This is a genomic window from Vibrio nigripulchritudo (assembly GCF_027924785.1).
In the GTDB taxonomy this organism is placed as follows: domain Bacteria; phylum Pseudomonadota; class Gammaproteobacteria; order Enterobacterales; family Vibrionaceae; genus Vibrio; species Vibrio nigripulchritudo.
The window spans coordinates 1,047,875-1,070,882 of the sequence record NZ_AP027049.1; the positions used below are offsets into that span (position 1 = coordinate 1,047,875).

The 23,008-nt window shown below is 46.5% G+C and carries 17 protein-coding genes; 8 read left to right on the forward strand and 9 right to left on the reverse strand.

Translation table 11 applies throughout. From position 1 onward, the window contains the following. The first annotated feature begins 29 nt into the window (after positions 1–29). Both dnaQ and QMG91_RS05065 read left to right on the forward strand, forming a co-directional pair. On the forward strand, positions 30–770 hold the full coding sequence (gene dnaQ / locus QMG91_RS05060; RefSeq protein WP_022598413.1) for a DNA polymerase III subunit epsilon: 741 nt from the start codon (positions 30–32) through the stop codon (positions 768–770). An 8-nt stretch (positions 771–778) separates the two neighbouring features. Beyond that, positions 779–2,035 (forward strand): TIGR03503 family protein, encoded by a 1,257-nt coding sequence (locus QMG91_RS05065; RefSeq protein WP_022551267.1) that lies wholly within the window; start codon positions 779–781, stop codon positions 2,033–2,035. A 129-nt stretch (positions 2,036–2,164) separates the two neighbouring features. Here the strand turns inward: QMG91_RS05065 and QMG91_RS05070 are convergent, their stop codons facing one another. Beyond that, positions 2,165–4,735 carry a hypothetical protein gene (locus tag QMG91_RS05070; protein ID WP_045966372.1) on the reverse strand — a complete coding sequence of 857 codons (2,571 nt, stop codon included), beginning with the start codon at positions 4,733–4,735 and terminating at the stop codon, positions 2,165–2,167. Positions 4,736–5,151: 416 nt separating this feature from the next. Then, complete coding sequence (fadE, locus tag QMG91_RS05075) at positions 5,152–7,599, reverse strand: acyl-CoA dehydrogenase FadE (protein ID WP_281829251.1); 2,448 nt, start codon at positions 7,597–7,599, stop codon at positions 5,152–5,154. Positions 7,600–7,949: 350 nt separating this feature from the next. Between fadE and lpcA the strand changes: the two genes are divergently transcribed. After that, entirely contained in the window at positions 7,950–8,525 is a 576-nt protein-coding gene (gene lpcA / locus QMG91_RS05080) for a D-sedoheptulose 7-phosphate isomerase (RefSeq protein ID WP_022551264.1), read from the forward strand. A gap of 14 nt (positions 8,526–8,539) precedes the next feature. Continuing rightward, on the forward strand, positions 8,540–9,385 hold the full coding sequence (locus QMG91_RS05085; RefSeq protein ID WP_045966367.1) for a class II glutamine amidotransferase: 846 nt from the start codon (positions 8,540–8,542) through the stop codon (positions 9,383–9,385). A gap of 78 nt (positions 9,386–9,463) precedes the next feature. On the opposite strand, the gene purN is transcribed toward QMG91_RS05085, so the two are convergent. Together purN and purM are read right to left on the reverse strand one after the other, a co-directional pair. Further along, positions 9,464–10,102: a phosphoribosylglycinamide formyltransferase gene (purN, locus tag QMG91_RS05090; RefSeq protein ID WP_281829254.1), complete on the reverse strand. Its 639-nt coding sequence runs from the start codon at positions 10,100–10,102 to the stop codon at positions 9,464–9,466. 3 nt (positions 10,103–10,105) lie between these two features. Further along, the gene (purM, locus tag QMG91_RS05095; protein WP_004403425.1) at positions 10,106–11,146 is read right to left on the reverse strand and encodes a phosphoribosylformylglycinamidine cyclo-ligase; all 1,041 of its coding nucleotides are present in this window, start codon (positions 11,144–11,146) and stop codon (positions 10,106–10,108) included. A gap of 249 nt (positions 11,147–11,395) precedes the next feature. Here purM and upp point away from each other — a divergent pair, with 249 nt between their 5' ends. Further along, on the forward strand, positions 11,396–12,022 hold the full coding sequence (gene upp, locus QMG91_RS05100) for a uracil phosphoribosyltransferase (protein ID WP_004403426.1): 627 nt from the start codon (positions 11,396–11,398) through the stop codon (positions 12,020–12,022). A gap of 144 nt (positions 12,023–12,166) precedes the next feature. Here the strand turns inward: upp and QMG91_RS05105 are convergent, their stop codons facing one another. From QMG91_RS05105 to QMG91_RS05115, 3 genes are all read right to left on the reverse strand, one after another. After that, a complete protein-coding gene (locus tag QMG91_RS05105) occupies positions 12,167–13,552 on the reverse strand; it encodes a TRAP transporter large permease (RefSeq protein ID WP_281829256.1) in 1,386 nt (461 codons plus the stop codon). Next, positions 13,542–14,078 carry a TRAP transporter small permease subunit gene (locus tag QMG91_RS05110; RefSeq protein ID WP_281829258.1) on the reverse strand — a complete coding sequence of 179 codons (537 nt, stop codon included), beginning with the start codon at positions 14,076–14,078 and terminating at the stop codon, positions 13,542–13,544. The genes QMG91_RS05105 and QMG91_RS05110 overlap by 11 nt, the downstream gene beginning before the upstream one ends. A gap of 81 nt (positions 14,079–14,159) precedes the next feature. Beyond that, complete coding sequence (locus QMG91_RS05115) at positions 14,160–15,218, reverse strand: TRAP transporter substrate-binding protein (protein ID WP_022598430.1); 1,059 nt, start codon at positions 15,216–15,218, stop codon at positions 14,160–14,162. Positions 15,219–15,375: 157 nt separating this feature from the next. Between QMG91_RS05115 and QMG91_RS05120 the strand changes: the two genes are divergently transcribed. Continuing rightward, positions 15,376–16,407, forward strand: coding sequence for a sensor histidine kinase (locus tag QMG91_RS05120; RefSeq protein ID WP_004403430.1), 1,032 nt, complete (start codon positions 15,376–15,378; stop codon positions 16,405–16,407). Then, positions 16,382–17,008 carry a response regulator gene (locus QMG91_RS05125; protein WP_004403432.1) on the forward strand — a complete coding sequence of 209 codons (627 nt, stop codon included), beginning with the start codon at positions 16,382–16,384 and terminating at the stop codon, positions 17,006–17,008. Before QMG91_RS05120 ends, QMG91_RS05125 begins: the two co-directional genes overlap by 26 nt. Positions 17,009–17,047: 39 nt before the next feature. On the opposite strand, the gene QMG91_RS05130 is transcribed toward QMG91_RS05125, so the two are convergent. Further along, positions 17,048–18,292 (reverse strand): uracil-xanthine permease family protein, encoded by a 1,245-nt coding sequence (locus QMG91_RS05130; RefSeq protein WP_022590013.1) that lies wholly within the window; start codon positions 18,290–18,292, stop codon positions 17,048–17,050. Between the two features lie 214 nt (positions 18,293–18,506). Between QMG91_RS05130 and QMG91_RS05135 the strand changes: the two genes are divergently transcribed. Next, positions 18,507–19,793 (forward strand): DUF2066 domain-containing protein, encoded by a 1,287-nt coding sequence (locus tag QMG91_RS05135; RefSeq protein WP_281829262.1) that lies wholly within the window; start codon positions 18,507–18,509, stop codon positions 19,791–19,793. Positions 19,794–19,893: 100 nt separating this feature from the next. Here QMG91_RS05135 and QMG91_RS05140 read toward each other — a convergent pair whose 3' ends face one another. Beyond that, positions 19,894–22,986 carry a hybrid sensor histidine kinase/response regulator gene (locus tag QMG91_RS05140; protein ID WP_281829264.1) on the reverse strand — a complete coding sequence of 1,031 codons (3,093 nt, stop codon included), beginning with the start codon at positions 22,984–22,986 and terminating at the stop codon, positions 19,894–19,896. Between the last annotated feature and the right edge of the window lie 22 nt (positions 22,987–23,008).

Genomic DNA, 23,008 nt, shown 5'->3' on the forward strand with positions numbered 1-23,008 from the left:
GAATTGAACATAGTCTGACACATATCTTTATGAATACCAGCAACAATTCTGCGCACCAGCGAATCGTGGTGCTCGATACCGAAACCACAGGTATGAACCGGGAAAGCGGTCCTCACTATTTAGATCACCGTATCATCGAAATCGGTGCGGTAGAAATCGTAAACCGAAAGCTGACCGGTAAGCATTTCCATGTGTACTTGAAACCTGACCGTGAAATTCAGCCAGACGCAATTCTGGTTCATGGTATTACCGACGAATTTTTGGTCGACAAACCAGAGTATCGGGACGTCCACAAAGAGTTTCTTGAGTTTATCGACGGTGCAGAACTCGTCGCGCACAACGCGCCCTTCGACGTCGGTTTCATGGACTATGAATTCGAGAAGCTGGATCCCACCATTGGCAAAACGGAGCAGTACTGCAAGGTAACCGATACCCTTGCCATGGCGAAGAAAATCTTCCCGGGCAAGCGAAATAACCTTGATGTGTTGTGTGAACGCTACGGTATTGATAACTCTCACCGAACGCTTCACGGGGCATTGCTCGATGCCGAAATTCTGGCAGATGTTTATCTGTTAATGACAGGTGGGCAAACCACACTAAAATTTAATAGTGATGAGCAGGGCGACGGCGGTACTGGCGAAGCGATTAAGCGTGTTGCTTCAGGAAGAAAGTCCCTTAAAGTTATTCGTGCTTCTGCCGATGAAATAGAAGCGCATGGTGCGCGACTGGATATTGTTGAAAAAGCAGGCGCTTGCCTCTGGCGTCAATAGGAGAGTGTATGTGGCGGATTTTGATTCCATTGTTGATGTTGTTTGCAGCCACCGCTGTAGGCAGTGAAGAATCGGAATCCTCCATACGGTTGTTAGATAACCGTTTCCGCGTAGACCCCACCATTTCTCAAGCCTCCTTTGTTATTTATCGGAAAAAGAACAGCCAGTCGGTTGTCTTGATCCGACCAGACGGCAGCAAGTATTACGCCTGGAATCATCCGGAAAATGTTCGCTGGTACGAAGAGTCTGGTATGGACATCATTTCCATCGACAACCCGATGCCGGGTCCATGGCAGGCGGTTGGTAAAGTGCATCCACAGAACAACATCAAAATTCTTTCTAATCTTCAGTTAAGTGTGGATCGTTTTCCTCAGCGTCTTTACCTTGGCGAAAGTCTTAAGTTTACCGCCCGATTGCAACATGATGAGAAACCCTTGGTTCTCAGAGATTTTTTGGATCGGGTGAATCTAAAAGTTACTTTCACTAAATATGTCGAAAACGAAGAAACGCTAAGTGCCGATGCCAAACCCAAGCCTCAGGTAATGGGAGATTTTGAAGACAACGGGCAGGGGCTGGATGAATACCCTGCAGACGGTGTTTTCACAGTCGAGCTGCCCATCCAGATTGAACCCGGAAAATATCGAGCACGAATCACATCTGGCAATGGGGTTTTCCTAAGAACTATTGAGCAGACAATTTTGGTCTATCCGACACCGATTTCGACTCAGTTTATTCAGGCGCGAAGTGAAAAACTGGAGCACTCCATCAATGTGACGGGTGAAGAAGGGGCAATTGAGCCTGGATCGGTTGCCGTTACGATTCATCAGACATCTCCTGAAGGGAAGGAAATGGTCACTCAGGGTCAGTCTGAACAAGATGGCGTTAAGGCAAACTTCGGACTGCCAAATAATGCCATGCCCGGAAAACATACTTGGGCAGGCATTGCTTACGCAACGGAAACTGCCACTGGACGAGAGTTAATTTTCCCGCTGGCAGAACAGTCTTTCAGTGTCGTGGAAAAAGTTGATGTTGAGGCTTCTATGGAAGCTTACAAGAAAGAGCAAGAAGAAAAGCGGATGCTTGAAGAACAGGCGATGCGTGAAAAAGAGCGTGAAGACGAGCGTTTTAAAGGGATGATGATCATTCTGATTGGTAACCTGATCGCCATTATTCTGGGTATTGTTATCTGGTTTGTGCTTCGCAAGGTTCGAATGCAAAGAGCTCAAATTCCAGAGATGCAGCTTTCCATGCCGCCGAAGAGTTAATCTAAATAACTTGTTCCCGGCATAAATAAAAAGTTAACCAACAAATTAAAAAAGGGTCTGACCGTATGGTCAGACCCTTTTAACTTTCAATGTTTCCGAAAATCAATATTACCGATAAAGCGGGTTGGCTTAGTCGGTCAGTTTCAGGTTACGAATTTCGAAACCGTCACTGTTTTGATCGTACCCAGACTGATAAGACGGGATCTTGTGAGTGCGATCGACGAAGCGGATAGCGCGTAGCTTACAGCTGTCGTACTTGTCATCGTTAAACGTCTTGTTGATCTTATGTGCTGTGATCAACAGGTTGTCTGGGAATGTGGTTTCCAGAGTTTCCCAGTTCAGCACAGTTTCATCATCTTGTTCACAAGCCAGTAGTACTTTAATTAAACCTTGCTCTGCATAGCGCTGGTAATCCCAGTTATTGCCTGTGAATTCTTCAAGAGACAGAGTCTTATCCTGAATGTCACAACCAGCATAGACACCGTTGTATGCCAGGTTCAGAGTTGAGTAACCACTTTTACCTACAGAGTAGTAGTTTTTGTGGTGGAAGATGTTTTGTGGGTCGTAACGGAAAGGTTCGTTTTCTAAACGGAAACCTGCTTTGTTTACCACAAAGTTACCCAGAGCAGAATCAATGCTCAGGTCACAAGACTCAGGTACTGGGGTAGGTGCGCCTGTGGATGTTAAACACTCTTTCTGAAGGTCCAGATCATCCGGGTGGAACATCTGACACGCCACTTCAAACGGGTTCGCTTTGGTTTCGTCTGACACCACTTTAGTGACCAAAATACCGTAAGAGTCTGGGTGACCAGTATCTTTTAGCGAAATAGGGGTAAAGAAACGATCCGCCGTGAAGGTGATCTTCGCAGCTTTAAACCCTTCATTCTGAGCTTCACTTGAGGCATAAAGTTTATCAAAGCTTACGTTACCGCCAGCACTAAAGTTACTGGTCAGTTTGATTCTGTCGCCTTTACGAGCGATAAAATCGTTGGTGAATGCCCAGTGAGTTGTGCCGTTGGCAATTGCACCAGTGGCTGGGTCGTAAGTGTTAGAAACACGGATTTGATAAACGCGACCCGCCTGACCTGTTGTCAGGTTGTACACGTTTTGGAAAGCGCGGGAGTGAATGTAAGCGCCTTTGTTGAAAGCACCAAATGGCACCGCTAAACGCTGTTTGGTCGGGTCAAGAGACTGTGAACCTACAGCGTTGTTCGAACCATTGTTGTCTTCAAGCAGATTGTCATCGTCTTCTACTGAAACCGAGAATGAATCCGAAGGCAGTGTGAAGGTGTAACCCACTGGGCTGCCGTTCTGACCAATACCCGTATCAGACATGTTGAACACCTGAGTCAGAGTGTAAACATCGTCTAGTCCGTTAACAGTTGGAAGAATCGGCAGATATGAAGTGTGGCTATCGTGCTCGATTTCAGGAATACCAGAAACTGTCACGCTCTCAATATCACCCGCCGTTGTGGCAACCAGCTCACGATAAGCCTGATCTGGATTGATGCTGGTGCTGTAGTTACGTTTTTGGTAATCCACGTCCAGTTCGTAGGTTGCACCAGGAACGGTTGGCAAGAAGCTTTCGATGATCACAGTTGAAGCCTGACGACCAGAGAAGTTCAACGGATAGCTGGTTCCATCAACGTAAATCGATGTGCCACGCTGACAGTGGTAGTTACCTGAATCCAGCTCAGACGTATGTCCAGCAGCAAAGTGTCTGCCATAGGTACGGTGTGTACCTACTTCGAGTCTTGCCGGGCAGTAGTCTTCAACGAGCTCACGAATTTTGTCGACGCCGATGCTGGTTTTCAACGTTTCAAAACTTTCATCACTCAACAGTTTGCGCAGAGTACGCTCTGTCCATTTCACCTGGAACAGGATCTCACGACCTTCTACAAACGTGTTCTTGTCGTCTTCAGTAACAGGCTGACCATTATTATCGAATTCGACAAGACCCCATGAACCGCGGTCATACTGATCAGTGAAGTCGTTGAAGTCTTGAATCAGCTGCTTATTGGTAGGAATGGTCGCGCGAGACAAAACGCGCATAGAGCGTGGGTGTGAGAAATCAAGATAACGTCCGTTGTAAGCTCGAACGTTCTTCATATCTTCATTATTGGTGTCTTTTGTAAACACGGCCAGACGGTTGTAAGACAGATTGTCCCAGTCGCTCAGCATAACAGCTAAGCCTTCAGGGGCAATCACATCAACCTGATGACCACGAATGTAGTAAGGCAGTGAGTATCCAGAGCGTTGACCAGCTTTAAGACAGTACTCTGCACCAGTCTGACGGCTAACGATACATGCTTCGTCTGGTTTAGCTGTGCTCACTACTCGCATAGAACGTGGGTTTGAGAAGTCGAGGTACTGCCCGTTACGGGCTAAAACGTGTTCCATCGCTTCATTGTGAGTATGGCGTTCAAAAACGGCTAAACGGTTGTATGAAAGATTATCCCAGTCACTCAGCATTACACCCAGTCCTTCTGGTGCAATAACGTCAACGTCGTGACCACGAATATAAGATGGCAATGAATAACCAGAGCGTTGCCCGGCTTGCAGGCAGTATTTAGCACCCGTATCGCGGCTTACGATACATGCTTTTGCAGGCTCTTGTGCCGATGATGTTGTTGCTTGGACTGGCGCTTGAACGCCCAAACCAAGTACAACGGCAGATAGCACTAATGGAGTTCTTAGCATTATTCTCTTCCCTCTGAGAGCTAATGAATTAAATAAACAACTTTCGCTTTAACTACTGATTTAAAATAAGTCTTCGCTTATTTAGAATTCACTTTTTTATTTGTTTGAGAGTAAGAACGTCCCGCATCCTAAATATTAAAAGGAAGTGAATATAAGCTCAGAATAATTAAATTGTTATTCATCACCATTATTTTGAGGCTGACTTTAAACTCAAATACGCCGTAGGTGATGTAAATTTTTGTCGAGGGGATTGTGGATTGTTTGGAGGAAGATCTCTATTGCTCTTTTGTATTAATTTTGAGACTGATAGTTTATGTCTCAAGTTTGAGAGAATTTTTGGAGTCACCTAAGTGCATGTTTAAATAAGTATTAGGAACACAGGTAGTGCTCCTAATACTTAGCTTGCCTGTTTAAGGCTACGCAACTTCATCCATTTTTGAGTGAATTTCGTGTTGAGCTGCTAAAGCGTTAAAGTCGAAATCGTCCACATTGATGGTTTCTAATCTAAGTTTTTCAGCAAGTACTAATAAATCGGCTTCTTCGCGAGAAATAATATTATTCTCAATGCCAATTTCAGCCACCTTATTTAATTGCATGAACGGCTTTTTCTGGCCGATGGATTTACAGATTTTATTAAAAACAGGCTCAGCTTGAAGAATGGTTTCTAATGCGAATTCCAATTTTCCAGCTGGATTGTTTTCGGTGGGTAACAGGTATTGATTGCGTCCGATGCGTGAGCGAGTTTCACTTGGCTCCTGTAACAATGCAGCAACCTTGTGGTCCAGATTGTCCGAAGGTGATTTTCGTACACGTCCAAATGGCAAAATTACCAGGCGCAACACTCGTCCAACCCAAGGGCTAGGGAAGTTCGCCAAGAACTCGTCAATAGCGGTTTCCGTCTGAATCAAGGCATCTTGCATACCCCAGTCGAGTAGCGGAAGATCTTCGACCTTTCTTCCCTCTGTTTCAAATCGCTTTAGTGTTGCACTGGCAAGATAAAGCTGACTCAGAATGTCTCCAAGCCTCGCACTCAAACGCTCTTTACGCTTGAGCGAACCGCCTAAAACTGCCATGGACACATCAGATAGAAGCGCCATGTTAGCACTGTAGCGATTGAGCTGCTGGTAGTACCGACGTGTCTTGTCGCTCGTTGGACTTTCAGATCCCCAACCATCCGTTAAGCCAAGCCATAAACTGCGGGCAAAGTTACTCATCGTGAAGCCGATATGCCCCATCAGCGCTTTATCAAACTGGTCCAGAGCATCTGATTTGTCAGAGTGCGCCGCGTTCATTTCCTGAAGTACAAATGGATGACAACGGATTGCACCCTGACCGTAAATGATCATCGAACGCGTCAGTATGTTCGCCCCTTCTACGGTTACCGCAATAGGTGCCCCTTGATAGCCGCGGGCAAGGAAGTTGGAAGGGCCCATGCAAATGCCTTTACCGCCTACGATGTCCATAGCGTCAATGATGCTTTTCTGCCCACGATGAGTACAGTGGTACTTCACGATGGCAGAAATCACTGAGGGTTTTTCACCCATATCGATACCTGCTACGGTCAGGGCGCTTGCAGCATCCATCACGTACGCATTTCCGCCTAGACGTGCCAATGGCTCTTCGATACCTTCCATGTGACCAATAGGCTGTTTAAACTGACGACGAATACGAGCGTATGCGCCAGTCGCCAAGGCAGCCGTTTTAATACCGCCCGTTGAGTTAGAAGGAAGAGTAATTCCGCGACCAACGCTCAGACATTCAACCAGCATACGCCAGCCTTGTCCTGCCATTTTGGGGCCGCCAATGATGAAGTCCATTGGAACAAACACATCTTGTCCTTTGGTAGGACCATTCTGGAACGGCACATTAAGAGGGAAGTGGCGACGACCAATTTCCACTCCGTCGATATCGGTTGGAATCAGGGCACAGGTAATACCCAGTTCTTCGGTATCACCCAGCAGACCTTCTGGGTCACGCAGTTTAAATGCCAGCCCCAGCACGGTCGCTACAGGAGCTAGGGTAATGTAGCGCTTGTTCCAGGTCAGGCGCATACCTAATACTTCTTTGCCTTCCCATTCCCCTTTACAAACAATGCCGTAATCAGGAATCGACCCTGCATCTGAACCCGCTTCTGGGCTCGTCAGGGCAAAACATGGGATCTCCTTACCTACAGCAAGGCGAGGCAGATAATGGTTCTTTTGTTCTTCCGTCCCATAGTGTTGTAGCAGTTCACCCGGCCCCAATGAGTTCGGAACGCCTACTGTAGAGGAAAGTACACCGGATACGCCGGTCAGTTTTTGAAGTACTAAGGATTGAGCGTAGGCAGAAAATTCCAGACCACCGTATTTTTTCTTGATGATCATGGCGAAGAATTTGTTGTCTTTCAGGTACTGCCAGATTTCAGGAGGGAGGTCCGCTAGTTCGTGTGTAACCTGAAAGTCACTGGTCATCTTACAGACTTCGTTAACTGGACCATCAAGAAATGCCTGTTCTTCGGCCGTTAATTTCGGAGTTGGGATGGATTGCAATTTTCGCCAGTCTGGTTTGCCTTTGAATAGTTCTGCTTCCCACCATACCGTGCCTGCATCCAAAGCTTCCTTTTCCGTTTGAGACATAGCAGGAAGCACTTTCCTAAAAAACGTTAAGGCTTTAGCACTAAACAGTGACTGTCGGATGGCAGGAACGCCAATGACTGCACAAATCACGATGTAGATCAGCCAGGCTGTTCCTCCGGTAGCACCAAGCAATGTAGTTGTCAAGAGAGTGGCACCAACGAGTAAGAGAGATTGTATCAACGATGCCCGGTGGTAGAGCACTAGCCCGACGGCCAGTGCCAGAGCGATAGTAGAGAGCAAGATATCCATAATTATTATCCTTTTTAATGACAGTTTTCTGTCTTATTCAGGTAAGAGGTCATACCAGTTAGTTTTGATTGTAACTCACTTGTTACCAGTATGTAAATTGGATTCTTGCTCAAGATTTGATCGCGATTTGGTGAGGGATTGCTCAATCCGTTTTTGAGCTAAAATTTCTGCCATCAATTGAAGGGATTCTGCGCTCGGCTATCGACAGGAATTCAATAATAAGTAAACTCATAGATACTCATGCGAACGTTGATTACGACGCGGTATGAAAACAGATTCCTCAGGTATAAGAAAAAGGTTGGCTCTCCACAATGGAAGGCTGAAAGCAAAACAACTATTCAGAGATAACCATGTACCAAGACCTTATAAAAAATGAACTGCAAGAAGCTGCCGAAGTCCTGAACGCATTTTTAAGTGACCAGGAAAATATTGAGCAGATAGAAAAAGCGGCAAAGATGATTGCCGATTCTTTTAAGCAAGGCGGTAAAGTTTTGTCATGCGGTAATGGCGGCTCCCATTGTGATGCGATGCATTTTGCAGAAGAGCTAACGGGTCGCTACCGCGAAAACCGTCCGGGTTACCCAGGTATTGCGATTTCAGATCCAAGCCACCTTTCTTGTGTCAGTAATGATTTTGGCTACGAGTCTGTGTTTTCTCGTTATGTCGAAGCGGTAGGTTCGAAAGGTGATGTTCTGTTTGGGCTCTCCACTTCTGGAAATTCTGGCAATATTCTTAAAGCGATTGATGCGGCAAAAGCCAAAGGCATGAAAACCATTGCTCTGACGGGCAAAGATGGCGGAAAAATGGCTGGTCTGGCGGACATTGAAATTCGCGTTCCGCATTTTGGTTACGCTGACCGCATTCAAGAAGTACACATCAAAATTATTCATATTGTTATCCAGCTCATCGAAAAAGAGATGGAATAGGAGTACCACGACTTATGTGCGAATTGCTCGGAATGAGCGCCAATGTGCCAACGGATATTTGTTTCAGCTTCACGGGGCTGATGCAAAGAGGCGGGAATACAGGTCCTCACCGCGATGGTTGGGGGATCACCTTTTACGAAGGAAAAGGGTTTCGGACGTTTAAAGATCCGAAACCCAGCTGCAGATCGAAAATTGCAGAACTGGTGCAGAATTATCCGATCAAAAGTAAGGCCGTAATCAGCCACATTCGACAAGCGAATCGGGGAGGGGTGAATCTAGAAAATACGCATCCTTTTACCAGAGAGCTTTGGGGGCGTTACTGGACTTTTGCGCACAACGGTCAGCTGTCTGGTTATGAAGGTTTGCATTCGGGGTCAACTCGTCCAGTGGGCGAAACAGACAGTGAACTGTCTTTTTGCTGGTTACTTAACCGATTACAGGAACGATACCCAGAACCGCCGCAAGACATGGTCGGCGTTTTCCGATACATAGCAGAATGTTGTGATGAACTGAGAGAACTCGGAGTATTCAACATGCTATTGAGTGATGGTGAATATGTGATGACGTACTGCACCAATCATCTGTATTGGATAACCAGACGTGCGCCATTTGGTGAAGCCAGTCTGATTGACGAAGATGTCACCATCGATTTCCAGCAAGAAACCACACCGAATGACATTGTGACTGTGATTGCGACACAGCCTTTAACAGACAATGAAGAATGGTTTCGAATGAAACCGGGAGAGTACAACATCTTCCATTTTGGTGAGCTGATAGATGGCAATCACGATGCGTTAGAGCATGTGCCGTATGCCGAAGCAAAACCAAGATGTCAGGCACCAACTGAACCGCTGGAATAGTGCCTCAACGCCATTACAGCCGAGACTAAGATACAAAAAAGGTGACCATCTGGTCACCTTTTTTTCATTCGCCTGAAACTACTCTTCAGCGTATCCGAATTCACCCAGAACGTTTCCGTCCAGCACGGCTTTTCCAGATTCCATTTTCAGTCGACCGGAAATAAACCATTGCGCTACCAGAGGGTAGATTCGATGTTCCTGAGTTTGTACTCGAGACGCCAGTTCTGATGCGTCATCTTGCTCAAACACCGGCACTTTTGCCTGAAGAATAACAGGACCGCCGTCGAGTTCTTCTGTCACAAAGTGCACGCTGGTGCCGTGTTCAGAATCTCCCGCATCTATGGCGCGCTGGTGGGTATGCAACCCAGGGTACTTCGGCAACAGAGATGGGTGGATGTTAATCATCTTGCCCATGTAGTGGCGAACAAACTCTTCGCTCAAAATACGCATGTAGCCAGCGAGAATGATCAAATCCGGTTGATACTTATCGATTTCAGCCATTAAAGCCAAATCAAACAGCTCGCGAGATTCAAATTCCTTGGGGTTCACAGAGTGAGCATCAATCCCACTCTGTGCCGCTCTTTCCAGCCCGTAAGCGTCAGCCTTGTTGGAAAAAACCGCGCTAATTTTTCCGTCAATGCTCTGGTTTTCACAGGCATCAATCACTGCCTGAAGATTACTGCCATTACCGGAAATTAAGACAACGATGTTTTTCATTGCTTAGCGAATCTCTACTTGCTCTTCACCAGCTTCAGCCGATGCGATTTCACCGATAACCCAAGCGTTTTCGCCTTCGGCTTTCAACAGCTCAACCGCTGCATCAGCCTGGTCTTTTGGTAGCGCAACAATCAGACCAACACCACAGTTGAATGTGCGGTACATTTCGTGTGTTTCAACGTTACCTTTTTCTTGTAGCCAAGAGAAAATTGCCGGCCATTCCCAGCTGTTGCCATCGACAACGGCTTTAGTGCCTTCAGGTAGAACGCGTGGGATGTTTTCCCAGAAACCACCACCTGTGATGTGAGAGATAGCATGGATGTCATGCTCTGCAATCATCTTAAGTGCTGATTTGATGTAAATTTTGGTTGGCTCAAGCAATTGCTCGCCGATCGTGCGACCGTTCAGCTCTTCGTTCAAATCGGCATTTGAAACTTCAAGAATCTTACGGATCAGAGAGTAACCGTTTGAGTGAGGACCGCTAGAACCGACAGCAATCAGTGCATCGCCAGCCGCAACTTTCGTACCGTCGATTACTTCAGATTTTTCTACGACACCAACACAGAAGCCAGCAACATCATAATCTTCGCCTTCGTACATGCCCGGCATTTCAGCCGTTTCACCGCCAATTAACGCACAGCCTGCTTGCACACAGCCTTCACCTATACCAGCAACAACATCTGCTGCTGTGTCTACGTCCAGCTTACCTGTTGCGTAGTAGTCCAGGAAGAACAGAGGCTCAGCGCCTTGAACGATAAGGTCGTTCACACACATAGCAACCAAGTCGATACCAATGGTGTCGTGTTTTTTCATATCCAATGCAAGGCGAAGCTTTGTGCCCACGCCATCTGTGCCAGATACAAGCACTGGTTCGTTGTATTTTGTTGGCAATTCGCAAAGTGCGCCAAAGCCACCGATTCCGCCCATTACTTCAGGGCGACGAGTGCGCTTAACCACACCTTTAATTCGGTCTACCAGAGCATTACCAGCATCAATATCTACACCAGCGTCTTTATAACTAAGAGAAGAGTTGTTACCACTCACGGGGATGTCCTCGTCATAGGTTGGATGTGAAAAACGGCGCTATTCTAACAGGGGTTGAAAAGAAAAGGAAAACGTTTGCGCAGTTTTTTTTCTTCGCGTTTTCGTCGCTTAAATCAAGCCCTGTAAAGGCTGGATAGTGATTGATTTTTCGGTCAATTAGGGTTGGAGGGAAAAGAGATGCAGCTCTGTAACTATTCCGACCAGTTCGGTATAATCCCAAGGTTTATTTAAAAATTGTCGGAGTTGGAAATGAAAGTTGTTGAAGTAAAACACCCGTTAGTTAAACACAAACTGGGTTTAATGCGAGAAGGTGACATCAGCACTAAACGTTTTCGTGAGCTCGCTACTGAGGTAGGCAGCCTGCTTACTTACGAAGCAACCGCGGATTTCGAAATGGAGCGCGTCACCATTGAAGGTTGGAATGGTCCGGTAGAAGTTGATCAAATTAAAGGTAAGAAGGTCACCGTGGTACCAATCCTTCGTGCAGGTCTGGGTATGATGGACGGTGTACTAGAGCACATGCCTAGTGCGCGTATCAGTGTCGTCGGTATTTACCGAGATGAGGAAACACTGGAGCCAGTACCATACTTCAACAAGCTTGCATCCAACATCGATGAGCGTATTGCCTTGGTTGTTGACCCAATGCTGGCAACGGGTGGCTCGATGATCGCTACTATCGACCTTCTGAAAGAAAAAGGCTGTAAGGCTATTAAAGTTCTGGTTCTGGTTGCGGCGCCAGAAGGTATCGAAGCACTGAAAAAAGCACACCCAGACGTTGAGCTTTACACGGCTGCCATCGACGAGAAGCTGAACGACAAAGGTTACATTGTCCCAGGCTTGGGTGATGCGGGTGACAAGATTTTTGGTACTAAATAACCTCGTCTCCTTTTCCAGTTTAGAGTCAGCAGACCCTACCAAAACCGCATAAAAATACCCCCAATTGAATGAATCAGTTGGGGGCCTACAAAGAGCACCAACTCGGGTGCAAGCGGAGTTAAAGCTCTGGAAGCTGTTCTCTTCCTAGTTGTATGCGACCGAAGGCAACCAAAGAGCCACACTCGGCCAGAACAGAATCAGTAGAAGCGCAATTAGCTGAAGAATGATAAATGGCACCACGCCTTTGTATATTTCAGAAAGCTTGATTTCAGGGGGACACACTCCTTTTAAGTAGAACAGAGCAAATCCCACTGGGGGTGTTAAAAAGCTGGTCTGGAGAGTCATCGCTACTAACATCACGAACCAAACCGTAGTCGAATCATCAATGCCTGCGAACTCACCGATGTTGAGATCCAACCCTGTCACTACTGGGGCAAGAAGGGGCAGAATGATTAACGTAATTTCGATCCAATCAAGAAAGAAGCCCAGCAGAAACACCATCAAAAGTATGAAAGCGACTATGCCGTAGGGGCCAAAAGGCAGTTGCTGAAAAAGGCTCTCTATGAATTCATCCCCTCCTAATTCCCTTAACACCAAAGAGAAACAAGTCGCACCAATGAAAATGGCGAAGATGTAAGCCGTTGTTTTGTAACTCTCTAGTGTGACTTCCTTAAGAATGGCAAGAGAGAATTTGCGATAGTAAATTGCCAGTAGGGTTGCCCCCGCTGCTCCAACACCGGAGGCTTCAGTAGGGGTTGCAATACCCGCGAAAATAGAGCCCAGTACTGCAACAATCAGAAGCAGGGTAGGGATCACCGCTTTGATGACCTGCCAAACAATCGCAAAGGAGACTCTTTCTGCGGTATCAGGCAGTGGCAATGATTTCGGTCTGAACATGCCGTAAGCCAGAAGGTATAGGATGTACATGGAACCAAGTGCCAGACCCGGGAAGACCGCTGCCATAAATAGGTCGCCCACTGACAACCCCAGTTGATCTGCCATGATCACCAACATGATCGAGGGCGGAATCAGAATGCCTAAACACCCAGCAGAGGCAATGGTTCCGAGCGCCAGTGGTTTGTTGTAGCCTTGTTTTAACATAGATGGCAGCGCCATCATGGCAAGCAGAACAACCGAAGCGCCAATAATGCCTGTAGAAGCAGCCAAGATGATGCCGATGGATACAACGGTAATCGCAAGACCGCCATGAACCTTGCCAAACATCGCCTGCATGGAAAGCATTAAACGGTCCGCAACCCCAGACTTGTCGAGCATGTTACCCATGAATATGAACATTGGGAGCGCGACCAGAATCCAGTTATCCATGATCTTATAGAGGCGATTAACCAGTAGTCCCAGAGTTTGAAAATCGAGCCCGGTGACTGTGTCCAGATAGATGTCAGAATAATAAGCAATCCCAGCAAAGATGATCCCAATTCCGCCCAGTACCCAGGCCACTGGAATCCCCAAAAAGAGTAATAAAATAAAACTCCCGAACATCGCGAGGATAAGTATTTCATTAATTTCCATGAGCCCCTCCTGATTGAAGCTGTGCAAAAGAGCGCAGAATTTTAGAGAGACCGGCTAAAGCGAGAAGAACAACAGCAAGCGGGATGGCTGATTTAATCAGCCAACGGAAGGGCAGACCAGATGGCGCGTTAGAGCGTTCGCTTACCCGCCACGATTCGTATACAAAATCCAGTGAATGAATAAACACTACGAATACAAAAGGGAAAAGAAACAACGAAATGCCAATGATCTCAATCCAGGCTTTCGCTCTTGGGCTAAAGTGCTGATACAAGATGTCTACGCGAACGTGTGAATTGGTGGTTTCAGCGTAAGCCAGACCAAATAAGACGCCCAAAGCATACAGATGCCACTGTAGCTCTTCCAATGCGATCAGACCATGTGAGAACCCTTTTCTCATCACAACCTGAACCAGAATGACGATGACCAGAAGGACGTATACCCAGGCGATGCCATAACTTAAATGTTTTACAAACTTGTCTATCCTGTTCGAGGTTCGAGCAGGCAGAGACGTTCTAGTGTGGTTCACTGCAATTGCCTTTTTATCAAAAACCAATACATCTCACCCAAATCGCTGTTCATGCGATTTGGGTGTACTTCAAAAAGGGGATTACTCACCAGTTCTTGGTAAAAATGCTTTGTCAGACCACACTTTGTAGTTGGCGCGGAATTGCGTTAGATCTGCCCAAACCTTGTTGAAGAATGGGTCTTTCTTCTGCTCTTCAACTACGTCTAGCCAGGTATTTTCAAACAGATCCAACATGTCCTGACTCCAGTAGAGCTGCTTGACGCCACTCTCTTTTGCCTTAAGCATTGCGTCGTATTGAAGAGATTCACCTTCTGCCATCGAATAAGTCATGGAAGCCATACAAACCGTCTCAACCGCACCTTGTTGATTGGCGTCCATTTTGTTCCAGGTATCTTTGTTGATAAGCAGTTCCCAAACGGTCGACTGCTGGTGCCAGCCAGGGAAGTAGTTGTATTTCACAATCTTGTGGAAGCCCAAACGCTGGTCAACAGCTGGCTGAGAGAACTCTGTGGCATCGATTGCCCCTTTTTCGAGTGCACCAAATATCTCTCCACCCGGAAGCTGAACCGTACTTACCCCAAGTTTTTCCATGATTTGAGCACCGAAACCAAAGAAACGCATGTTGAGACCTTTTAGATCTTCCGGTTTATTGATTGGCTTGGCGAACCAGCCGGACGTTTCAGGAGAGTTAATCGCACATGGCAGGACTTTTACGTTGTAACCCGCCTGATCATACATTTCCTGATACAGCTTGTTTCCGTTACCAAAATAAAGCCAGGCCATGTATTCAGGGGCTTCTGGTCCGAATGGTACTGCAGAAAATAGCGGAGCCGCCGGGATCTTCCCTTTCCAGTAGCCCGCTGTGGTGTATCCAGCATTCACTTTTCCTGTCGATACGGCATCGAGAATCTCGTTTGCTGCCACCAGCTTACCGGGTTCATAGACCTTCATTTTTACTGAACCACCAGAAGCGACAGGCAGCTGTTTTGAGACCCATTTCATCGGTGTACCCAAAGCAGGAAGGTGGGTACCGATAGCGACTGGTGTCTTAAGCAATACCTTATCTGCGTGGGCAGGAAGCGCCAAAAGTGCTGTAGCCACTGCGATCGCTACCGTTGATTTTCCGATGTACTTTTTCATTATTCACTCCTTGAATATAACAATGTGCCATGTTGTAAGCTCTGTCTGAGTTTTCATGTTACAAATATGTAAATATTTTAAAATTCGTAAGACAGCGTACTTAGATGGCGTACTTTCATGGATGGAAAGTAAGCAGTACTACGTAGGGAAGCGGCGTATGACGAGTGATGAAGTTCGATTTAAGAGAAGGACGATTGTACTTTCTCAGATTCCAGTTCTCCTGATCATCCTTTATATATTGATTCACGTATATGCGGAAAAAGACCCGTTGTTTACTCAGGAGTATTCTCAGCGGGTATCTGAACTGACCAGAGCGGAACTGGACTACCACGGTGTGGTATTTGAGAGTCCGACTAGTGAGCCTCAGATTATTGTAAAACCAGACGGCATCAGTTCATTTCTGGTGGAATTGTCCATTTTTATTTTCATCATCTGTGTACTGGTTGCAGGGTGGATAAGCGCCATACACATCAATCGTAGTGAACGGGCAAACAGGCAGCTTCAGGAGTTAAATAAGCGGCTGATCAATATGCAGGAGGAAGAGCGCGCCCGAGTGTCCAGAGAGCTGCACGACGGCATCAATCAAATCCTGGTATCGACAAAACTTCGCTTCGACAATATTGAAAATGCCAGCGAAAAAGCCTCGATTGCTGAACAGGTAAAATTGGGGCGGGAAAACCTAGAGCTTGCAATGGACGAGGTCAGAAGAATATCGAAGGCACTTCGCCCTTCTTTACTCGACGATTTCGGTTTGCTCGTGGCGATCAATAACCTGTGCAAGGAGTTCCAGAGCCGAACGGGCATCAAGGTGGTGTTTGAATATCAAGTCGATGAATCCTTGTTTACTCGCGACATGGAACATTCGCTTTATCGGGTCACTCAAGAAGCGCTGTGCAATGCAGAAAAGTATTCACAGGCTCAGGCAATAGACATTGTTCTTCAGGAAGAAAAATCGCACCTACTCTATACGATTGCCGATGATGGCGCAGGGTTTGAACCCTCCCATACCCAAGGTTCAGCGTCGGAATATGGAATTGGCCTCAAGAATATCCGCGAGAGAATCGCGTTGTTAGATGGGCATTTTGAATTGAACAGCGATTCAGAAGAAGGCACCGAAATCAGAATTATGCTCCCACTGAGCAACAGCGATTTAAGGGAAGAGCATGACCTCGATTTTACTGGCAGATGATCATACGTTATTTCAGGACACACTCGCCGAATGTCTCGGTAAAGAAAGCCAGTTTTCAATTATTGGACAGGCAGAAAACGGGTTGGAAGCGGTTCACCTTACGCAAAAGATGAGACCCGATATTCTCCTTACAGACATATCAATGGAAAAGATGTCTGGGATTGAGGTGCTAGAGGCTTTAAAAGAACAAAACTCGCGCTCAAAAGTGGTGATCCTCAGCATGCACAAAGATGAGGAATACGTCACATCAGCAATTCGCTCTGGCGCTTGTGGCTACATTTCAAAGGACATTTCATCGAGCGAGCTGGTTAAGGCGCTTGAGGTGATTGCCAGCGGCGGTACTTTCTTTAGCCAGAGCATTTCCGGTCATATTTTTCAGGCATTCAGTCAGAAACAAACAGGCAGAGTCAGCCTTACGCCAAGAGAAAAGGACGTGTTAATTAAGATCGGGGAGGGGCGGTGTAACAAATCCATCGCGAATCAGCTCGATATTAGTGTTCGCACCGTAGAAACTCACCGTTTACGGATTAAGAAGAAATTGGAAATTAAAACGACGGCTGGGTTAGTCAAATACTGTATGGACAAGGGGTGGTTAACCTGAAGAAGCAGCGCTTGCTGCTTCTTCAACTACATCGTTTCTTTAGCTTTGACTGGTCTGTTCGCTATCAATCGCCGGAGTCTGCCCCATGTCTTTTGGCAGAATCAGATTCAGCAAAATAGCGACAATACCGCACAGGCTAACGCCTTGAAGGCTGAATTCGCCCACGCCAAACGCCATACCTCCAATACCAAACACCAGAGTCACCGCCACAATCACCAGGTTGCGAGACTTGTGCAGGTCTACGTGATTTTTAATTAGGGTGTTCAGACCCACTGTCGCAATAGAGCCAAACAGCAGGATCATAATGCCGCCCATAACCGGTACAGGAATGGTCTGAAGCAATGCGCCCAATTTCCCCACCAGTGCCAATACGATAGCCGTAATCGCCGCCCAGGTCATGATGACAGGGTTGTATGCTTTAGTCAGCATAACAGCACCTGTGACTTCACTGTAGGTTGTATTCGGTGGCGCACCAACCATAGAGGCTGCCATTGTGGCTACTCCGTCACCAGCAATGGTGCGATGTAATCCGGGCTTTTTCAGATAATCTTTACCCGTAACGTTTGAAATCGCCAGCATGTCTCCAACGTGCTCAACGGCCGGAGCAATGGCGACAGGAATCATAAACAGAATGGCATTGATATTGAATTCAGGCGTTGTGAAGTTTGGCATTGATAACCAAGACGCCTGAGCAACCGGAGTGAAATCGACGATGCCGTAAGCAAGGCTCAGCGCGTACCCGACAGCAATACCGCCAAAGATTGGAAGCAGTTTGAGAAAACCTTTGGCGAACACGCTAATGGCAATAGTCGTTGCCAGTGAAGCAGAGGCAATAATCAGTGCCGCATTACCATCCACAAGCTGTACTGCGCCATCCCCTGTTTTCCCCAGTGCCATATTAACCGCAACCGGAGCAAGCCCCAGACCGATCACCATGATGACAGGACCAACAACCACAGGTGGCAATAATTTGTGAATGATTGCTACACCACGCACTTTAATCAGCGCACCTAAGCAGACGTAAACCAGACCAGCGCACATCAAACCACCCATGGTGGAAGCGACGCCCCAGGTCTGAACGCCATACATGATAGGAGCGATAAACGCGAAAGACGAAGCAAGGAAAATAGGCACGCTGCGACGGGTAATAAACTGGAATAAAAGGGTGCCGACGCCCGCGCCAAATAGTGCCACACTCGGGTCTAACCCCGTAAGCAGTGGAACAAGTACCAGTGCACCGAATGCCACAAACAACATTTGAGTGCCTTGAAGGATCTGAGTCATGATTCTCTTCCGAAGTTAAAATTTGCGGGATTTTATCATCTCGAAATCGATTGCATCGATAAATAGATCAAAGAATGTCACATAGACTGATTATTCATATACAGAGAATTTAAGGTGGGTGCTGGGGTATATCACTGTATTCGCGATGTTTCCTTGCCCCTAAATCGAGAGTTGCTTATCATTTGGAGTTCATTCACGTTGTGACAGAGTATTTATGTATCGGATAGCTTGTTTGTTGTTGAGTTTGCTCGCTTTTCCTGGTTTTGCGCTGACCAAAGTAGACATTTTTCAATCAGAAGTTGTGTTGTCTGCGGAAGAAAAAGCCGAAGATCTGGCAAAAGCCCAAGGTTTAGAGCAAGTACTTATAAAGGCATCAGGTCAGAAAGATGTAGCCAGTAATCCGGTTATTGAAAAGGCAATGAAGTCGACCAGCCCATATCTTTCTCAAATCAGCTTTGGGAATCTGGATGGTCAGGAAACCCTTAAAGTCGCATTTAACCCTAAACAGATTCAGGGGCTACTGACTCAGGCAGGGTTACCTTATTGGTCTGAATCCCGTTCTTCCGTTCTGGTCTGGATTGTGGAAGAAGATCGTTATGAGCGTCAGATCATCTGGGAGCAAAGTGGCTCCAATGTAACCCAATTGCTGAATCAGTTTTCTGATTCGCGAGGCTTGCCAGTTACCGTTCCAGTCGGCGACTTTGATGATGTTACAGGAATCTCCGCTCCAGAAATATGGGGTGCATTTGTTGACCCTATCAGCAAAGCCAGCCAGCGTTATCCAGCGGATGCGGTACTGGTGCTGCGTATTCAACACCTAAGTTCTGGGCGTGCAACGGTTCGCTGGACTTTGTTTGACCAGACTCCTTCGCAAATGATTGGCTCTCAGCAGTCTCCAATGTCTGGTCAGGAGCGCGGCGAGTTTTCTGCATCTCTGCAGCAGGTTGTCGATCAGGTCAGTGATTACTTTGCAGGAAAGAGTGCAGTACAGGTATCCGATGTTTCTACAGAAAACGTCACTGTTCAGTTTTTGGAAGTAAAAAGCTCACGCGACTTCTTCCAGCTTGAATCTTTGTTCAAATCATTAAACTCCGTGGCTTCTACTGAAGTACTGAAAATTCAAGGCAGTGAAGTGACCTTTAAGGTTCATCTGCTTGCACCGATGGTGGATTTCCAGCGTGAGTTGAATAACTTTAAACAGGTCAGAGAGTTTTCTCTGGAGGTTCCAGTTGAATCGGAACCTGTTTTGGTGGAGAGCACTCCGGTAACCTCTGACGATCCTCAGACGGCGGAGCCAGAAGTACTGCTAGAAACAGTTGCCGAAGAGACGATTCCTGAAGAAAACATTGATTCGAATGCAGCAGATGTGTTGCCAGAGCAGGATGAACCTGTCGCAGGATCTGAAACTTCAGAATCTTTTGTTGAGCCAGTTGAAGAAACTGTTGAGGTTGAACTGGAACCGCAAGAAAAAGCGGACCTTGTTTACGAGTGGTTGGGATAAGACAGCACTCAAGTAGAGTCAACAGACCGCAATCAAGTTTTAGTTAAAAAAGGAGCAGCCGGTTGGCTGCTCCTTTTATTTCGGAACTTGTGGCTTAATTCTAATCGTCGCCAGCTTCGTCCAGCACGGCTTCAATTTTAGGCAACAGTGCTTTCAGTTCACTCATGGATTCAAGCAATGAGTTTTTGTCGCCTGTTTTAGCATGTTGCTCAATGGTCTGGGTGAGGTGATAAAGGGAATCTAACCCTATGGTCGATGCTGATGATTTCAGTTTATGGGCAATGTTTGCCACCACACTCATTTCAAACTCTTCACTTTCTATTTCTGCCATCGCCTGATACTGAGGCAAGCTAAGCTGAATAAAATCGCGAATACTCTGTTTGTATGAGTTTAAGTCGCCCCCAAAGACCGTATCGACCACCTCCAAATTAAGGCTAGGGTTAATCATAGCGGCGTCATTCTGATTGGCTTCAGGCTCTTCCTTGATCCAGTCACTGAGCATCTTCTTCAGCTTTTCCAGCTCAATAGGTTTTGGCAGGTAATCATCCATACCTGCGGTTAAGCATTTCTTCGCTTCACCGATCATGGCGTTGGCCGTCACTGCAATAATTGGAATACGGCGACCTTTTTCTATCTGTTTCTGCCTTAACGCAGTAGTGAGCTCGTAGCCATCACACTCTGGCATATGGCAGTCAGTAAGCACCAAATCGAACTCATGCTGCTCGTAGATGGCTTGCGCCTGCAATCCGTCGTCAGCTAGTGCGCAATCGTACCCTAGCGCCTTAAGTTGCTTCTTAATCACTTCCTGATTCACAGGGTTATCTTCGGCAACCAGGATGTAACCTTTACTTTCGCCAGAATGCTCGGCTTCCACTTCCTGGATCTGTTGTTTATCAGGGGCGATATCAAATGGACTTTCCATCCCTAGCACTACGCGGATACCGTACCTCAAATTAGAAAGTTTCAACGGCTGAGCGGATATTGAGAAAGTCCGGTCGGTGATTTGCGACGAGATGTTAGCCTGTGGAAGTAAATCCAGATACTTAATTGAATCCCTTAGATTTGCTGGCTCAATTGCTATCAGCTCTGTCATGTTATCGGTAATGATAATGCAGACGGGAGAATCCAGTTCCAAGCTAGGGAAGTGGTAGCGATCGAGTTTCTTCCAGGGGATCGCCAGCGATTTTAGATAACTCGGAATATGGCTGTTTAACCAGTCAGAAGAAAGGTCGATAAAGACCTGAGTATCCGCGATTTGCACAGGTTTGACAGTGTTTCCTGGCTGAGATGAATATGGGAATGTCAGATGAAGGCTAAAGGTTGTTCCTTCGCCCACTTCACTGCGCACAGAAATTTCACCGCCCATTAGTTCAGTCAGATGTTTGGAAATGGATAAGCCCAAGCCAGTTCCACCGAACCGTCGAGTGGTATCCGATTCCGCCTGAGTAAATGGCGTGAAGAGATTATCAATATGATCCTGATGGATACCGATTCCGTTATCGCGTATATCGAACTGTACCGTGATTTCGTCTTTGCTTATGAAATAAGGATGCACCTCGATGTAAACCTCACCTCTTCGGGAAAGTTTGGACGAGAACTTAATGGCATTTCCGATGATGTTAAACAGAATTTGGCGTAATCGAACAGGGTCTCCCTGTACCTCTTCTGGAAGTTCAGGGGCAATGTAAAGCTGGAAGATAATCCCTGCATTTTCCGCACTGGGCGACAGAGTGGATACGACGTTCTCTAGTGTTTCACGAAGTGGGAGAGCCGTTTGTTCTACGTCCAATTTCCCTGCTTCAATCTTAGAGAAGTCCAGAATGTCATTGATGATATTGAGCAGGGAGAAAGAGGACTCGCGCACGGTTTTCAACATGCGTTGCTGCTCGCGATTGACGCGTGTGGTATTCAGCAAATCAATCATGCCAATGATACCGTTCATTGGAGTGCGGATCTCATGGCTCATTGTCGCAAGGAAATTGGCTTTAGCTTTGGTTGCAGATTCTGCATTGTCTCGGGCGATGATCACTTCTTGCTGGTACTGGTTGCGTTCTATCTGATTCTGTCTGAATGCTTCCAGCATTCTCGCCATTTCACCAATTTCATCGCTGCGGTAACGATAGGGCACTTTAATGCTGGTATCGCCTTTGATCAGGCTTTTCATTTGCATGTTAATTTTCAAAAGCGGCAGGCTGAGTGAACGATAGATGTACAGAATGACCACCGAACAGAAGACCAAAACGGCGAAAATGGACCCGAACAGGAAGTAGTTGTAGTTGTTGGTCAGGTTATCCAGAATGGCCAGGCGTTCGGTCATCTGACTGTCCAGTCGAGTCGAAAGCAGGCTTATGGTGTCAGCCAGTTGTTTGTATTCCCGACCACTGATTTCCTCGACTGCCTGCAAAACGCCTTGTTTATCGTTGTTGTCGTAGCGGCTGAATATTTCAAAGCCACCATTTCTCATCACACGCAGCTCGGCACGAAGCTGTTCGATCAGTTCGTGGGACGATGGCTCATTAAGTAGATACTTTAGCCACGTCAGCAAAAACTCTGCCCGCTGGACGGTGGCAGAGAAATCTTCTTTCACTCCCTGCGAGCCAATCACATATACAGTGAGCATCTGATTCAGGTCATTGATCAACTCAAACAGCTCATCACTTTGCAAAGAAAGGTTTGCAGTGTGAGCTGTAGACTCAAGAGTTTGTACTTTCTCGGCAAGGGAAAGGAGTGATTGACCTGTGGTATTAACCAGAGAATGAGCCTGCGATTTTGCCCAGGTTTCATCATTAGGATTGTAAAAAGCGAAAATATCCAGCTTAACGCGGTTTTCAAACTGGAAGAAAAGGCTGCCTAATTCCTGGGAGGTATTGATATCAATGGCGTTGGATTTTTCAATTCTATCAAGGTGATGGAAGAACTGAGTACGGTGTTGTTCGAAGGTTTCTTCTCGTGATGCATCACCAAGAATATAGTGCAGCATATCGGCATTCATATCGCCCAGTGCATCTTGCATTTTTACCGCTGCAAGCTCTCCAGGAATGTTTTCGCTGCTAATTGTTGCATTATTTTCCTGAACTTGAGAATAAAGCTGAAAACTTACTATCGCTTTAGTGACAACAATAGCGGCAATTGCCAACATAGCAATAGTGATCTTACCAGATATCATCTGCCACTTGGCGAGGAAGTAACTCATAATCGTTCACCAAAATTACAAA